Origin of the sequence: Patulibacter defluvii, assembly GCF_034096925.1 — a bacterium.
Classification (GTDB): Bacteria; Actinomycetota; Thermoleophilia; order Solirubrobacterales; family Solirubrobacteraceae; genus Patulibacter; species Patulibacter defluvii.
In genome coordinates this window covers 104476-122118 of sequence record NZ_JAWZSQ010000001.1, presented here as the reverse complement: position 1 = coordinate 122118, position 17643 = coordinate 104476, and the positions used below count along the sequence as shown (strand labels likewise).

At 72.0% G+C, this 17643-nt stretch carries 5 protein-coding genes; 4 read left to right on the top strand and 1 reads right to left on the bottom strand.

The window, feature by feature from the left end; all coding sequences use genetic code 11:
- Positions 1-9: 9 nt before the first annotated feature.
- The 4 genes from SH587_RS00500 (at position 10) to SH587_RS00485 (ending at position 16514) form a co-directional block, all read left to right on the top strand.
- Positions 10-1428 carry a pyridoxal phosphate-dependent decarboxylase family protein gene (locus SH587_RS00500; RefSeq protein ID WP_320668578.1) on the top strand — a complete coding sequence of 473 codons (1419 nt, stop codon included), beginning with the start codon at positions 10-12 and terminating at the stop codon, positions 1426-1428.
- A gap of 261 nt (positions 1429-1689) precedes the next feature.
- On the top strand, positions 1690-6984 hold the full coding sequence (locus SH587_RS00495) for an RHS repeat domain-containing protein (protein WP_320668577.1): 5295 nt from the start codon (positions 1690-1692) through the stop codon (positions 6982-6984).
- A 296-nt stretch (positions 6985-7280) separates the two neighbouring features.
- A complete protein-coding gene (locus SH587_RS00490; RefSeq protein ID WP_320668576.1) occupies positions 7281-11510 on the top strand; it encodes a hypothetical protein in 4230 nt (1409 codons plus the stop codon).
- Between the two features lie 312 nt (positions 11511-11822).
- Positions 11823-16514, top strand: coding sequence for a hypothetical protein (locus SH587_RS00485; protein WP_320668575.1), 4692 nt, complete (start codon positions 11823-11825; stop codon positions 16512-16514).
- Positions 16515-16601: 87 nt separating this feature from the next.
- Here SH587_RS00485 and SH587_RS00480 read toward each other — a convergent pair whose 3' ends face one another.
- The gene (locus SH587_RS00480) at positions 16602-17549 is read right to left on the bottom strand and encodes a VOC family protein (RefSeq protein ID WP_320668574.1); all 948 of its coding nucleotides are present in this window, start codon (positions 17547-17549) and stop codon (positions 16602-16604) included.
- Positions 17550-17643: the final 94 nt, after the last annotated feature.

Genomic DNA, 17643 nt, shown 5'->3' with positions numbered 1-17643 from the left:
GGTGACCGCATGAGCTGGCCGAACGAGCGCGCGGGCGCACCGACCACCCTCGGCGACGACGCGCTGCGGCTGCTGGTCGACGCGCTCGGCGACGCCTGGACCTCGTTCCGCGGGCCGCGACCGGCCGAGCCGCGGCTCGACGACGCGGTCCGGGCCGACCTGGAGCGACCGCTGCCCGACGGTCCCGGCGACCTGGCCGGGACGCTGGCCGAGGCGACCGCGGTGCTCGACGCCAGCGTCTCCCCCGCCCGGCCGCTGTACCTGGCCTATGTCGGCTCGACCGGCCTGGAGGCGAGCGCGCTGGGGGCGGCGCTGGCCGCCACCTACGACGTCAACCTGGCCTCGCAGGCCGGGGCGATCGAGGCGCTGGAGCGGCAGACGCTGCGCTGGATGGCCGAGTTCGTCGGCTTCCCGACCCCGCACGGGATCTTCACCAGCGGCGGGATGACCTCGAACCTGACCGCGCTGCTGGCCGCCCGCGAGCGGGCCCGGCCGGGCACGCGGACGCGCGGGGTCGGCGACGCGCGGCTGACCGTCCACTGCTCGGCCGAGGCCCACCAGTCGGTCGTCCGCGCCGCCGAGGTGGCGGGGATCGGGACCGACGGCGTCCGCCGGGTCGCGCTCGACGAGCGGCGGCGGATGCGGCCCGAGCGGCTGGCGGCGATGCTCGACGAGGACCGTCGCGCCGGGGCCGTGCCGGTCGCCGTGATCGCCACCGCCGGCACCACCCTGACCGGGGCCGTCGACCCGCTGGACGCGATCGCCGACGTCTGCCGCGAGCGCGGGGTCTGGCTGCACGTCGACGGCGCCTACGGGCTGCCGGCGGCCGCCGCGCCCGCGGCCCGGGCGTCGTTCGCCGGCCTCGACCGGGTCGACTCGGCGACCGTCGACGCCCACAAGTGGATGGGGGTCCAGAAGAGCTGCTCGCTGCTGCTGGTCCGCGACCCGGCGGCGCTGGCCGAGGCGTTCTCGCACCGCGAGGGCTACATGCCGCACGACGCCGGCCAGGTCAACCCGGTCGACCTGACGCTGGAGTACTCGCGGCCGGTCAACTCGATCAAGCTCTGGGCCGCGTTGCGGACCTACGGCGCCGCCGCCTACCGCGAGTGGATCGACCACACGATCACGCTCGCCCGGACGCTGGCCGCGACCCTCCGCGGACGCGACGACTACGAGCTGCTGCACGAGCCGGAGCTGTCGACGCTCTGCTTCCGGCAGCTCCGGCCGGGGGTCGACCTCGACCGCCACAACGCGCGGCTGGCCGCGGCCGCGCGCGAGGACGGGCGGATCTACCTGGCCGCCGCCGAGGTCGACGGCGCCACCTGCCTGCGCGTCTGCTTCACGAACTTCCGCACCCGCACCGCCCATCTCGACGAGCTGCTGGCGGTCCTCGACGAGCTCGGCGACCGGCTTTGGCGGACCGTCTGACGGGCCGTCTCCCGGAGGGCGACGCCCCTCCGACGGCGATCCCCGGCGACGGCTAGCCCACGGGCATCGCGTCATCCGAAAGGCGTAGGCGCCGCCGGCTACGGGCGCCGTTCGCGCCTGGGGCGGACGCCGTTCGCGGACCCCGTACGGGCCGATCTCGTCCTCCCGGCGGTCCGCCAACCCTGGGGCAATCGTCGGGGTCGCGCGAGCGAATGACGGCCTACGGTCGCCGGACCGAGCAACCGGGGGGGAAGGACCAAGATGGCCAGGAGGAGTTGGGTCGCAGCCGCGACGGCGGCGGCGGTGACGGGCGCGCTGACGCTACCAGCGGGGGCGGAGGCGGCGCGACCGCGGTCGTTCCTCGGGTTGGCGGAGACGCTGACCGCGGTCGTGAAGCTCGACCTGGTCGGGGTGCTGACCGGCCAGAAGCAGCTCTTCGACGAGGTCAAGACCGTCACCTGTCCGCTGACGCAGGGCGTGGTCGACGTGCTCAAGCCGGTCCTCGGCGCCTCGGTCGCGACCCTGGAGACGATCGGCTGCGGCGACAACGTCGTCGACTATCAGTTCGTCACCAAGCTGCGCACCGGCAGCGGCGAGATCGTCCGCAAGCAGCTCGCCCTGGTCGCCGTCCCGACCAAGCTCAACGTCGACGCCGACCCCGAGCCCGACGTGATCGCCACGATCAGCGTCATCAACCTCGGCAAGTTCGAGATCCGGATCGAACGCCTGCCCGGCGAGAAGGCCGAGCTGCCGCTCCAGATCGAGGCCCTGATCGACGACCCGCTCAACGGCGGCATCCCCCGCCAGCACATCAACGTCGGCTACGACGCCCGCAACTCCCGCGCCCCACAGCGCTGGACCGCCACCGCCACGCTGCCGAAGACGGCGCAGGGCACGACCGACATCGACATCCGCGTCACCCAGACCGGCGCCGGCCCCGAGCTGACCACCCTCGGCGGCCTCTACGACGGCACCGCCGACCGCCGCACGCGCCCGATGGGCGGCCGCCTGAAGTTCTCGCCCGCCCCCTCGCTGTCGCGCGTCGGCCTCAGCTTCGGACCCACCCGCACCGTCGTCCGCGCCGGCTCCGGCACCCCGACCGCGCTCGACGCCGAGGCGGTGCTCGACGACGGCACCAGCCGCAAGGACATCGGCGTCCAGCTCAACGCCCTGCCCGAGACCCTCTCCTTCGCCCTCGACGACCTCGGCCCCGACCGGCGCACGATCGGCTACGAGGCCAGCGCTCCGGTCGAGCGCGTGGCGGCCACCTACACCGACACGGTCGGTGGCGCGGTCACGACCAAGGTCGTGGCCAAGGCCCGCAGCCTGCCGACCGGGATGACCGTCGAGCAGACCAGCGCCCGCAGCGCCAGCTTCACCGCCCGCGGCGGCACGCTCGGGTCGGTCGAGGCCGGGTTCGCCAACGGCGATCCGCAGCTGCTCGACCGCGACCATCCCTACGTCAACGTCCAGACCGACGGCCCGGTGCACTCGTTCGCCGGCCGGATCGACGACCTGCGCAGCGCCAGCTTCAACGCCGCCGACGGGATCGTCGCCGACCTGCAGCTGGGTGACGGGCCGCGCAAGCCGCTCGACGCCGTGGTGAACACGCCCGACCTGGACGTGAACGCGCGGGTCTCGGACCTGCCCCGCCACATCGGCTTCCGCTTCGCGCCGGCCACCGGCACGATCAACTACGACGCCTTCGGCGAGACGATCCAGGCGATCAGCGCCAAGGCGACCGCGCCGCGACCGCTGATCGGGCGCGCGACCCGGGTCGAGGGCGAGATCCGCGACCTGCCGCCGAAGGCCGACATCGCGATCACCCCCGGCGGCGGTGGGATCGATCTGCGCACCACGGCGCCGATCGGCCAGGTCGAGGCGCTGCTCTCGTCCGGTCCCGACGGCGGCCTGGCCCCCGACCAGCTCGGCGCCGACGTCGTCGACACGACCGAGCGGTTCGTCGCCCACGCCCGCGTCAAGGGCCTGCAGGCGGTCAAGCTCGAGATCGACAAGACCGACCAGGGCGAGTTCGACGGCTTCCGGGGTGACGTCGAGCTGGCCACCCAGCCGATCGACCTCCGCTACCGCGGCAACGACGGGATCGACGCCCGCGCCGAGGTCCGCGACCTGCCGAAGCACCTGCGGATCGGCTTCTCGCCGCGCAAGGGCACGGTGAACTACGACGCCTTCGGCGAGGCGATCCAACGGATCTCGGTGACCGCGACCGGCAACAAGCCGTTCATCGGCCGCGCGACCCGCGTCGACGGCACCATCCGCGACCTGCCGCCGAAGGCCGACGTCACGATCAGCCCCGGCAACGGCGGCATCGACCTGCGGACCACCGCGCCGATCGGCCAGATCGAGGCGCTGCTCTCCAGCGGCCCCGACGGCGGCCTGGCCCCCGGCGAGACCGGCGCCGACATCGTCGACACGACCGAGCGGTTCGTCGCCCACGGCCGGGTCGACGGCTTCCGCGCCGCCCAGGTGGCGATCGACAAGACCGACCAAGGCGAGTTCGACGGGCTCCGCGGCAACCTGGAGCTGTCGACCCAGCCGATCGCGCTCCGCTACCGCGGCAACGACGACCTGCGGGCCAGCGCCCGGATCGAGGACCTGCCGAAGCACGTCCAGATCGGGTTCTCGCCCCGCAAGGGCACGATCGACTACGACGCCCACGGCGACACGATCCAGCGGATCGCGGTCGCGGCCACGTCGAGCAAGCCGCTCGTCGGCCGGGCCTCGCGGGTCGAGGGCGAGATCCGCGATCTGCCGCCGCAGGCGAACCTGACGATCGCCCCCGACTCGTCGGGGATCACGTTCCGCACCAGCGCACCGATCGGCCGTGCTGAGGCGCTGCTCTCCAGCGGCCCCGACGGCGGTCTGAAGGCCGACGAGCGCGGTGCCGACGTCGTCGATCGCCAGGACGCGTTCGTCGCCCACGCCCGGATCGACGGTCTGCGCGAGGTGACGCTGGCGGTCGCCAAGGCGCCGGTCCCGCAGCCGGGCGGCGAGAGCAAGGACGAGTTGCAGAAGCTCGACGCCGACCTCCAGATCGCCAAGCAGCCGGTGGTCCTGCGCTACGCCGCCGATGAGATCAGCGCCAGCGCCGGGATCCAGGACGTGCCCGAGCACGTGACCGTCGGCTTCGCCCCGCGCACGGGCAAGTTCGCCTACGACGCGCACGGCGCCACGATCGACCGGATCACCGCCAAGGCCACGGCCAGCAAGCCGCTGATCGGCCGCGCGACCCGGATCGAGGGGGCGATCAGCGGCCTGCCGGCGAAGGCCGACCTGACCATCGCTCCCGGCGGCGGCGGGATCGACCTGAGCACGAGCGCGCCGATCGGCCGCGCCGAGGCGCTGCTGAGCAGCGGTCCGGCCGGCGGTCTGGCCGCCGGTGAACGCGGCGCGACGGTGCTCGACACCGACGCCGCGTTCGTCGCCCAGGCCCGGATCGACGGCCTGCGCGACGCGAAGCTGGCGATCGAGAAGGCACCGGTCAAGCAGGAGGACGGCTCGATCAAGGACGTGATGCAGAAGCTGGACGCGCGGATGAAGGTCGGCGCCCAGCCGCTGGTGATCCGCTACACCGGCGATCCGGCCTGCGCCGACGAGGATCCGAACACGGGACCGACGACCGGGATCTGCTTCGACGGCGATCTGACCGCAGTGCCGGACGACGTCCACGTGACGTTCGACCGCCCGGCCGGCTCGATCACCTACGACGCCAGTGCCCCGATCGACAGCCTCGGCGCGCGGGTCGACTCCGGCACGACGCTGTTCGGCGACGCGAAGAAGATCGACGCCCGGATCGACCGGCTGCCGAAGAAGGTGACGGTCGGGTTCAAGCCGGCCGAGGGCTTCGACGACGGCGTCGACGTCTCGACCGACGAGCGGGTGGGGCGGATCAAGGCCAAGATCACCGACGGCGCGACGGCCGCGCCCGAGCTGGTCGACGGCCAGGCGAAGGTCGCGCTGCGCAAGCTGCCCGGCCAGTTCGCGATCGCCGCCCAGCTCTACGAGATCGCCGGCGGCCGCGTGGGCCTGAAGAGCTACGCGCCCGATCCCGCCAAGCCCGAGGAGAAGTCGACCCGGGTCGCGGCCGAGCTGCACCTGGGCGCGCTGCCCGGCGGCCAGCGCCAGGACGTCGACCTGGACTTCCAGGCCGACAAGCCCGGCGACGCCGTCGACCAGCCGCTCAACCTGACCGGCCGGATCGACGACATCCCCGACGACATGACCCTCGACCTCGACGCGAACCACCTGAAGTTCACGTCGTCGACGAAGATCCCGCAGGTCGTGGTCGACGCCCGCAACCTGCCCCAGGGCAAGCCGGGCGAGGACCTGAAGGGCAAGCCGCAGAACGTCAAGGCGCGGATCACCGACGTCCCGACCCTGCTCGACGTCGACCTGAAGAACCTGGTCGTCGCGCCGAACGGGCCGCTCGGGCAGGTCGACTTCGAACTCTGGGACACGGGCTCCCCGCGTCCGGCGCTGCCGGCCGACGGGCGCAACAAGCTCGAGTTCGACAAGCGCACCGGCCTCCACATCCAGGGGCGGCTGCTGCCGGGCCTGCGTGAGGCGACGCTGACGCTGCCGTCCGGCACCGGTCCGGTGGCGGGCAAGCTGAAGGTGAAGACGAAGTTCGCGGCCAACCCGGCGCCGCTCGATCTGGTGCTGCGCAGCGGCATCGGCATCGACCGGTCGCGGGTCGAGCTGACGGCCAGCGACCTCAAGACGGAGCAGGAGTTCGCGTTCGTCGACCACAACGGCCTGCGGGTCGACTGGACGTCGAACGAGCCGGGCACCGACCTCCACTTGGGGGTGTCGACGGAGGCGATCGGGACCAACGTCGACGTCACCGACCTGCCGACCCAGGCGTTCTTCTGCGCCGCCGGCGGCCAGGAGTGCCTGAACGGCTACATCATGGGTCGCTTCCCGATCAACGGGAAGCAGGTCGAGCTGCCGCTGGCGACCTCGGTCCGCACCCAGGCCAACGAGCCGTTCGAGATCAGCGGTCAGATCTGCCTGGTGCCGACGACCGAGCACGGGACGCCGAGCGGCGCCGTCTATGACTCGTGCATCGAGGGCACGGCCAAGAACCGGGTCGAGATCGACCGGCTCGAGGTCCAGAGCATGACCTTCGGCGTCTTCACCGGCGAGACGCCGCAGCGCAACGGCAGCGGCGACGGTCCGGAGGAGGACGACCTGCTGCTGCTGCACATCGTCACCGACGCGACCGGGATCCGGGCCCGCAACATCAACATCCGCAACACCACCGCGGACAAGCTCAACATCATCCGCGCGGGCTGGACGGGGTCGCACCCGAACTACGTCCGCGAGGGCGAGGCGCTGAAGGTGATCCCGCGGGCGCCCGGTCTGCCGCCACGGTTCACGATGCTCGCCGACCTGTCGCTGCCGCCCGGCATCGAGGATTCGACGAACAAGATCAACTGCGGCGCGTCGCACCTGGTGACGACCGTCCAGCTGCCGCTCTTGGGGACGACCAACATCTTCCCCGCGGCCAGCTGGGTGACCAACGTCTGCGGCTGATCCCCCACCGCCTCCGGCCTCCACGGCCGGTGACCACACCCCAACGGCCGGTCCGCGCTTCCTGCGGGCCGGCCGTTCGGCGTTCGGGGTAAACCTAGGGGCGGCTCACCGTTTCGTGGCCTCGGTCGTCCGCACTAGCCTGCCGGACGGTCAAGCGAGATGGGGGACCTCTGATGCCAGGCAGGACTTGGGCTGCAGCCACGGCTGCGGTCGCAGCAGCGACGCTGGCCTTGCCAGCGGGAGCGGACGCGGCCCGGCCGCGCTCGTTCCTCGGGTTGGCGGAGACGCTGACGGCCGTGACCAAGCTCGACCTGGTCGGCGTGCTGACCGGGGCGAAGCAGCCCTTCGACGAGGTCAAGACCGTCACCTGTCCGCTCACCCAGGGCGTGGTCGACGTGCTGAAGCCCGTGCTCGGCGCCTCGGTGGGGACGCTGGAGACGATCGGCTGCGGCGACAACGCGGTCGACTACCAGTTCGTGACGAAGCTGAAGACGCCCAGCGGCGAGATCGTGCGCAAGCAGCTCGCGCTCGTCGCGGTGCCGACGAAGCTCAACGTCGACGCCGATCCCGAGCCCGACGTGATCGGCACGATCAGCGTCATCAACCTCTCCAAGTTCGAGATCCGGATCGAACGGCTGCCGGACGAGAAGAGCGAGCTGCCGCTCCAGGTCGAGGCGCTGATCGACGATCCGCTCAACGGCGGGATCCCGCGCGAGCACATCAACGTCGGCTACGACGCTCGCAGCACCCGCGCGCCGCAGCGCTGGACCGCGACGGCCGAGCTGCCGAAGACGGCCGAGGGCACGACCGACATCGACATCCGCGTCACCCAGACCGGCGCCGGCCCCGAGCTGACGACGCTCGGCGGCCTCTACGACGGCAGCGCCGATCGGCGCACGCGCCCGATGGGTGGCCGCCTGAAGTTCGCGCCGGCCCCGTCGCTGTCGCGCGTCGGCCTCAGCTTCGGACCCACCCGCACGGTGGTCCGCGCCGGATCGGGCACGCCGACCGCGCTCGACGCTACGGCGGTGCTCGACGACGGCACCAGCCGCAAGGACATCGGCGTCCAGCTCAACGCGCTGCCCGAGACGCTCTCGTTCGCGCTCGACGACCTCGGGCCCGACCGCCGCAAGATCACCTACCAGGCCAGCGCCCCCGTCGACCGCGTCGGCGCGACGTACACCGACACCGCGGGCGGCGCCGTCACCACCAAGGTCGTCGCCAACGCGCGCCGCCTGCCGACCGGGATGACGGTCGAGCAGACCAGCGCCAAGAGCGGCAGCTTCACGGCCACCGGCGGCACGCTCGGCTCGGTCGAAGCGGGCTTCGCCAACGGCGACCCGCAGCTGCTCGACCGCGACCACCCCTACGTCAACGTCCAGACCGACGGCCCGGTCCAGTCCTTCGCCGGCCGGATCGACGACCTCCAGAGCGCCAGCTTCGACGCCGCCGACGGCATCGTCGCCAACCTCCAGCTCGGCGACGGCCCGCGCAAGCCGCTCGACGCCGTGGTGAACACCCCCGATCTGGACCTGAACGCCGAGGTCTCGGACCTGCCGCGCAAGATCGGCTTCCGGTTCGCCCCGGCCACCGGCACCATCAACTACGACGCCTTCGGCGAGACGATCCAGCGGATCACCGCCAAGGCCACCGCGCCCCAGCCGCTCGTCGGCCGCGCGACCCGCGTCGAGGGCGAGATCCGCGACCTGCCGCCGAAGGCCGACATCGCGATCACGCCGGGCGGCAACGGGATCGAGCTCGGGACCACCGCGCCGATCGGTCGCGCCGAGGCGCTGCTCTCCAGCGGCCCGGACGGCGGACTGCAGCCGGACGAGCTCGGCGCCGACGTCGTCGACACCAAGAAGGAGTTCGTCGCGCACGCCCGGATCGAGGGCCTGCAGCAGGCGAAGCTGGCGATCGACAAGACGCCGGTGACGAGCCCGACCGGCGAGACGGTCCTGGAGATGTCGCGCCTGCACGGAACGCTTCGGATCGGCAAGCAGCCGCTGGCGCTGCGCTACCGCTCGGACGACATCCAGGCCTCGGCCGGGATCGTCGACGTGCCCGAGCAGCTGGAGATCGGCTTCCTGCCGCGCGAGGGCAAGATCTCGTACGACGCCCACGGCGGCACGATCGACACGATCACGGTCGACGCGAAGGCGCTCGACGCGGACGCCGATCCGGCGACCGGTCCCAAGCCGCTGCTCGGCCGCGCGACCCGCGTCGCCGGCACGATCCGCGGCCTGCCGGCGAAGGCCGACGTCGTCGCGGCGCCGGGCGGCGGCGGGGTCGACCTGACGACCGACGCGCCGATCGGCCAGGCGGACGTGCTGCTGACCAGCGGTCCCGCCGGCGGGCTGAAGCCGGACGAGCTGGGCGTCGACCTGGTGAACACGCCGGCGGCCTTCGTCGCGGACGCCCGGATCAAGGGTCTGCGGCAGGCGCACGTCGCGATCACCGAGGCACCGGTCCAGCAGGAGGACGGGACCACGAAGAACGAGCTGCAGAAGCTCGACGCGCGGCTGAACGTCGCCGCCCAGCCGATCGCCGTCCGCTACGCCGCCGACGCGGCCTGCACCGACGCCGATCCGGCGACGCGGCCGACCGCGGGGGTCTGCTTCGACGGTGACCTGTCGGCGGTCCCGGACGACGTCCACGTGACGTTCGACCGGCCGGCCGGCGCGATCACCTACGACGCGAGCGCCCCGATCGACAGCCTCGGCGCCCGGGTCGAGTCGGGCACGCCGCTGTTCGGCGAGGCCAGGAAGATCGACGCGCGGATCGACCGGCTGCCGAAGAAGGTCACGGTCGGGTTCAAGCCGGCCGAGGGCTTCGACGACGGCGTCGACGTCTCGACCGACGAGCGCGTCGGCCGGATCAAGGCCAAGATCACCGACGGCACCACCGAGGCGCCGGCGCTGGTCGACGGCCAGGCGAAGGTCGGCCTGCGCAAGCTGCCCGGCCAGTTCGCGATCGCCGCCCAGCTCTACGAGATCGCCGGCGGCAAGGTCGGGCTGAAGAGCTACGCGCCCGACCAGTCGAAGCCAGAGGAGACCTCGACCCGGGTCGCCGCCGAGCTGCACCTCGGGCCGCGTCCCGACGGCTCGCGCCAGGACGTCGACCTCGACTTCCAGGCCGACAAGCCGGGCGACGCGGTCGACCAGCCGCTCAACCTGACCGGCCGGATCGACGGCATCCCCGACGACATGACCCTCAACCTCGACGCGGACCAGGTGAAGTTCACCTCGTCGACGAAGATCCCGAGGGTCACGATCGACGCGCGGAACCTGCCCCAGGGCAAGCCGGGCGAGGATCTGAAGGGCAAGCCCCAGAACGTCAAGGCGACGATCGAGCAGATCCCGACCGAGCTGACGGTCGACCTGAAGAAGCTGGTCATCAGCCCGAATTCGGCGCTCGGCCGGATCGACTTCGAGCTGTGGGACGTCGGCGGTCCGCGGGCCGCGCTGCCGGAGGACGGGCGCAACAAGCTCGACTTCGACAAGCGGGCGGACAACCTGCACGTGCAGGGACGGCTGCTGGCCGGCCTCCGCGAGGCGACGCTGACGCTGCCGAGCGGTGACGGCGCCGAGACCGGCAAGCTGAAGGTGAGGACGAAGTTCGCGGCCGACCCGGCGCCGCTCGACGTGGTGATGCGGAGCGGGCTCGGGATCGACCGCTCGCGGGTCGAGCTGACCGCCAGCGAGCTGAAGACCGAGCAGGAGTTCCAGTTCATCGACCGCAAGGGGCTGCGGGTGAACTGGGCCTCGAACGAGCCGGGCACGGACGTCCACCTGGGCGTCTCGACCGAGAAGGTCGGGACCAACCTGGACATCTCCGACCTGCCGACGGAGGCCTTCATCTGCGCCGTCGGCGAGGACGACTGCCTGAACGGCTACGTGATGAGCCGGTTCCCGCTCAACGGCAAGCTGGTCGAGGTGCCGCTGTCGACGACGGTCCGCACGCAGGCGAACGGTCCGCTGAACATCAGCGGCCAGATCTGCCTGACGCCGACCGACGACGACGGCAACCCGAACGGCGCGGTCTACGACTCCTGCATCGACGGCAACGCCCGGAACCGGGTCGAGCTGGATCAGCTCGAGGTCCAGAGCATGACCTTCGGCGTCTTCACCGGCGACACGCCGCAGCGCAACGAAGACGGCGACGGTCCCGAGGAGGACGACCTGCTGCTGCTCCACCTCGTCACCGACGGGGCGGGCATCCGGGCGCGGAACATCAACATCCGCAACACGACGGCGGGCAAGCTGAACATCATCCGCGCGGGCTGGACGGGATCGCACCCGAACTACGTCCGCGAGGGTCAGCCGCTCTACGCGATCCCGCGCGCGCCGGGCCTGCCGCCGCAGTTCACGCTGCTGGCGGACCTGAGCTTCCCGCCGACGGTCGAGGACTCGACGAACAAGATCAACTGCGGCGCGTCGCACCTGGTGACGACCGTCCAGCTGCCGATCCTGGGGACGACGAACATCTTCCCCGCGGCCGGCTGGGTGACGGGCGTCTGCGGCTGATCCGCCACCGACCCCGGCCCGTGGGCCGGTGACCACACCCGAACGGCCGGTCCGCACTTCCCGCGGGCCGGCCGTTCGGCGTTCCGCGGCCAAACATGCGGGGTAGCACAGGGGGGTCTCACTGTTTCGATCGCTGGCGAACTCGCACTAGCCTGCCGCCCGGTCAAGAGAGATGGGGGGCATTCGATGCCAGGCAGGAGATGGGCCGCAGCGATGGCTGCGGTCGCAGCGACGACGGCGTTGACGCTACCGGCGGGAGCGGAGGCGGCGCGACCGCGGTCGTTCCTCGGATTGGCGGAGACGCTGACGGCCGTGACGAAGCTCGATCTGGTCGGGGTGCTGACCGGCCAGAAGCAGCTCTTCGACGAGGTCAAGACCGTCACCTGTCCGCTGACGCAGGGCGTGGTCGACGTGCTCAAGCCGGTCCTCGGTGCCTCGGTCGCGACGCTGGAGACGGTCGGCTGCGGCGACAACGCGGTCGACTACCAGTTCGTGACGAAGCTGAAGACGCCCAGCGGCGAGATCGTGCGCAAGCAGCTCGCGTTGGTCGCGGTGCCGACGAAGCTCAACGTCGACGCCGACCCCGAGCCGGACGTGATCGGCACGATCAGCGTCATCAACCTCAAGAAGTTCGAGATCCGGATCGAGCGGTTGCCCGGGGAGAAGGCCGAGCTGCCGCTCCAGGTCGAGGCGCTGATCGACGATCCGCTCAACGGTGGGATTCCGCGCGAGCACATCAACGTCGGCTACGACGCCCGCAACTCGCGCGCGCCGCAGCGCTGGACCGCGACGGCCGAGCTGCCGAAGACGGCCGAGGGCACGACCGACATCGACATCCGCGTCACCCAGACCGGTGCCGGCCCCGAGCTGACGACGCTAGGCGGCCTCTACGACGGCAGCGCCGATCGCCGCACCAGCCCGATGGGCGCGCGGTTGAAGTTCGCCCCCGCCCCGTCGCTCTCGCGGATGGGCCTGAGCCTGGGGCCGACCCGCACGGTGGTCCGCGCCGGCTCCGGCACCCCGACCACCCTCGACGCCAGCGCCGAGCTGGAGGACGGCCCCTCCCGCAAGGAGATCGACGTCCACGTCGGCCCGCTGCCCGAGACGCTGCAGGTGGCCTTCGACGACCTCGGTCCCGACCAGCGCAAGATCGTCTACGCCGCCAGCGCCCCGGTCGAGGACGTCGCCGCCCGCTACGTCGACCGTGTCGACGGCGCCGTCGACACGAAGGTCGTGGCCAAGGCCCACGGCCTGCCGACCGGGATGACGGTCGAGCAGACCAGCGCCAAGAGCGGCAGCTTCACGGCCACCGGCGGCACCCTCGGCTCGGTCGAGGCCGGCTTCGCCAACGGCGACCCGCAGCTGCTGGCCAAGGACCACCCGTACGTCAACGTCCAGACCGACGGCCCCGTGCACTCGTTCGCCGGCCGGATCGACGACCTCCAGAGCGCCAGCTTCGACGCCGCCGACGGGATCGTCGCCAACCTCCAGCTCGGCAACGGTCCCCGCAAGCCGCTCGACGCGGTGGTGAACACGCCCGAGCTGGACGTGGCGGGCCAGGTCTCCGACCTACCGCGCAAGATCGGCTTCCGGTTCGCGCCGTCGACGGGGACCATCAACTACGACGCCTTCGGCGAGACGATCCAGCAGATCACCGCCAAGGCCACCGCGCCCCAGCCGCTGATCGGCCGGGCGATCCGGGTCGACGGCACGATCCGCGACCTACCGCCGAAGGCCGACATCGCGATCACCCCCGGCAGCGGCGGGATCGACCTCCGCACCACCGCGCCGATCGGCCAGGTCGAGGCGCTGCTCTCGTCCGGTCCCGACGGCGGTCTCGAGCCGGACCAGCTCGGCGCCGACATCGTCGACACCGACGAGCGGTTCGTCGCCCACGCCCGCGTCGAGGGGTTGCAGGCGGTCAAGCTCGCGATCGACAAGGATCAGCAGGGCGCCTTCGACGGCTTCCGCGGTGACGTCGAGCTGGCCACCCAGCCGATCGACCTCCGCTACCGCGGCAGCGACGGGATCGACGCGCAGGCCCAGATCCGCGACCTGCCGAAGCACCTGCGGATCGGCTTCTCGCCGCGCAAGGGCACGGTGAACTACGACGCCTTCGGCGAGGCGATCCAGCGGATCTCGGTGACCGCGACCGGCAACAAGCCGTTCATCGGCCGCGCGACCCGCGTCGACGGCACGATCCGCGACCTGCCGCCGAAGGCCGAGATCGTCATCCGACCCGAGAACGGCGGCATCGACCTCCGCACGACGGCGGCGATCGGCCAGATCGAGGCGCTGCTCTCCAGCGGCCCCGACGGCGGCCTGGCGCCAGACGAGACCGGCGCCGACATCGTCGACACGACCGAGCGGTTCGTCGCCCACGGCCGGATCAACGGCTTCCGCGGCGCCCAGGTCGAGATCGACCGCAACGGCCAGGACGAGATGACCGCGCTGCGCGGCAGCCTGCAGATGGCCCAGCAGCCGCTGGCCCTCCGCTACCGCAGCGACGACATCACCGCCGCGGCCACCGTCCGCGACGTTCCCGGCGAGCTGCACCTCGGCTTCCTCCCGCGCGAGGGCCGCGTCAACTACGACGCCTCCGGCGGCACGATCGACACGATCACCGTCGACGCGAAGGCACTCGACACCGACGGCGACCCGGCGACCGACCCGAAGCCGCTGCTCGGTCGGGCCACCCGGATCCGCGGCACGATCCAGGGGCTGCCCGCGAAGGCCGACGTCGTCGCGGCGCCGGGCGGCGGCGGGGTCGACCTGACGACCGACACGCCGATCGGCAACGCGGAGGTGCTGCTGACCAGCGGCCCCGACGGTGGCCTGGCCGCCGGCGAGCAGGGCGTCGACCTGGTGAACACGCCGGCCGCGTTCGTCGCCCACGCCCGGATCAAGGGCCTGCGACAGGCCCACGTCGCGATCACCGAGGCGCCGGTCCAGCAGGGCGACGGCACCACCAAGGACGAGCTGCAGAAGCTCGACGCGCACCTGCAGGTGGCCGCGCAGCCGATCGTGGTCCGCTACGCCGCCGACCCGGCCTGTGCCGACGGCGATCCCGCGACGCGACCGACGGCCGGCGTCTGCTTCGACGGTGACCTGTCGACGATCCCCGACGACGTGCGGGTGACCTTCGACCGGCCCAACGGCGCGATCACCTACGACGCCAGCGCCCCGATCGACAGCCTCGGCGCCCGGGTCGAGTCCGCGTCGCCGCTGTTCGGCGAGGCGCGCAAGATCGACGCGCGGATCGAGCGGCTGCCGAAGGAGGTGACGGTCGGGTTCAAGCCGGCCGAGGGCTTCGACGACGGCGTCGACGTCTCGACCGACGAACGCGTCGGCAGCATCAAGGCCAAGATCACCGACGGCACCACCACGGCGCCGGAGCTGGTCGACGGCCAGGCGAAGGTCGCGCTGCGCAAGCTGCCCGGCCAGTTCGCGATCGCCGCCCAGCTGTTCGAGATCAGCGGCGGCAAGATCGGGCTGAAGAGCTACGCGCCCGACCCGACGAAGCCGGACGAGAAGTCGACCCGGGTCGCGGCCGAGCTGCACCTGGGGCCGCTGGCCGGGAACGAGCGCCAGGACGTCGATCTGGACGTCCAGGCCGACAAGCCCGACGACGCGACCGAGCGGCCGCTGAACCTGACCGGTCGGATCGACGACATCCCCGACGACATGACCCTCGACCTCGACGCCGAGCGGATCCACTTCACGTCGTCGACGAAGATCCCGAAGGTCGCGATCGACGCCCGCAACCTGCCCCAGGGCAAGCCGGGCGAGGACCTGACGGGCAAGCCGCAGAACGTCCGGGCCACGATCGAGCAGATCCCGACCGAGCTCACGGTCGACATGCCGAAGCCCGCGCAGGCCAGCGATCCGACCACGATCGGGCTGACGCCGAACGGCGAGCTGGGACGGGTCGACGTCGAGCTGTGGGACGTCGGCGCCCCCTGGGAGGCGCTGCCCGAGGGCGGTCGCAACAAGCTGCGGTTCGACAAGCGCACCGGCCTCCATGTCCAGGGTCGCCTGCTGCCCGGCCTCGAGTCGGCCCGGTTGACCCTGCCGGGCAGCTCGGGCACCGCGGACGACAAGCTGGCGGTCAAGACCGGCTTCGCCCGCAACCCGGCGCCGCTCGACATCGAGCTGCGCAGCGGGATCGGCGTCGACCGCTCGCTGATCCGGGTCAACGCCAGCGACCTCAAGCGGACGCAGGAGTTCACCCTCCTCGACCGCAAGGGGATGCGGATCGGCTGGCGCAGCAACGAGCCGGGCACCGATCTGAAGGTCCAGGTGTCGACCGAGAAGCTCGGCACCGACCTGGACGTGAGCGACCTGCCGGCCTCGGCCGACGTCTGCGTCGCCGGCGACCACCAGTGCCTGCCGTACATCCTGCGGTTCTCGATCCGCGACAAGGAGGTCCGGTTCGACACCGGCGTCACCTCGCTCACGACCACCGCCAGCGGGCCGCTGAAGCTCAACGGCTGGATCTGCCTGCCGCCGACCGACGACGACGGGAACCCGAACGGCGGGGTCTACGACGACTGCCTCGACCGGTCCGCCAGCAACCGCCTGACGCTCGACGACCTGGAGCTGAAGGACGTCACGTTCGCGGTCTTCTCCGGCGACACGATCCAGCGCAACAGCAGCGGTGACGGGCCGCTCGAGGACAACATCCTGATGCTCCACATGCGGATCGACAGCGCGACCGGGCTGGCCGTGCGGCGGCTGGCGGTCGAGAACAAGCGGACCGACAAGGAGACGATCGTCGGCGCCGGCTGGAAGAACGGCCAGCGGGTCTCGCCCCTGAAGATCAAGGGACGGGTCGAGCCGATGTTCAACCTGCTGCAGGACCTCGACAAGTTCCAGGCGCCGCCGTACGAGACCCACGCCAAGGACGGTCACCTGACCTGCGACGCGGCCAACCTCAGCGTGCGGGTCGACGGCCTCTCGGTGCTGGGCCTGGCCGACCTGTTCAAGGACCTCTGCGACGGCTGAGGTCGCGCGGCCGCCGCGCCGCCCGCCCGCTGCCGACCGGCCGGCTCCCGCGAGGGGGCCGGCCGGTGGTCGTTCGGGGGCTGCGCGCTAGGCGGACGCCCCGGCCAGGAAGGCCGGGTCCCACTCCTCGCGCGGGTCGGGGATCGGCTGCAGGTGCGCCTCGACCTGGGCCCGCTGGGACTCCAGCCAGGGCGGCAGGATGATCTTGCGGCCCCACTCGTCCTTCGGGTTGCGGGCCTCGAAGCCCGGCTCGTCGGTGGCCAGCTCGTAGAGCACGCCGCCCGGCTCGCGGAAGTAGATCGAGTGGAAGTAGTGGCGATCGACCAGGCCCGAGGTGTGCAGGCCGGACTGGACGACGTGCGGATCCCAGGCGGTGTAGTCGGCCTCGCGGATGCCGAAGGCGACGTGGTGGACGGTGCCGGCGCCCTGGAGGGCCCGCGCGGCCGGCGGCGCGTCGAAGGTCACGATCCCGCCGCGACGGTCGCTGCGCAGCTCGTAGCGGTCGCCGTCGAGGGCGGTGGCGCCGAGCACGTCGGTGAGGACGGCGGCCGACCGCTCCTGCGTGCGGCTGTGGATCCGGACGCCGCCGAAGCCGAGCAGGGCGACCTCGTCGGGGATCTGGGGATGGCGGGCGCGCAGCGGCGGGTCGCCGCTGTCGTCGATCACGAGCTGGAAGCCGAGGCCCTCGGGATCCTCGAACAGCAGCGTCTCGCCGTCGCGACGGTTGGGCAGGCCGTAGCGATCGAGCCGCGCGGCCCAGAAGTCGAGCGCCGCGGCGTCGGCGACCCGGTAGACGATCCGGTGGACCATCCCGGCCCCGGCGCGGCCCTTCGGCAACCCCCGCATCTCGAACATGGTGAGGTCGGAGCCCGGCTGCGCGTCCTCGTCGGTGAAGAACAGGTGGTACATGTCGGGCGCGTCCTGGTTGACCGTCTTGGCCGCCAGGCGCAGACCGAGGACCCCGGTGGCGAACTCGGTCGCCGCTCGGCCGTCGGCCGTCATGGTGGAGATGTGGTGGATGCCGTCGATCTGCATGGTGTCCCCGATTCGGTTCGGAGGGAGATTTGTTGCGTACTCAACAATACGCCGATCGGTGGATCCGTCAAGGGGTGGGGCGGAGCCCCAGAAC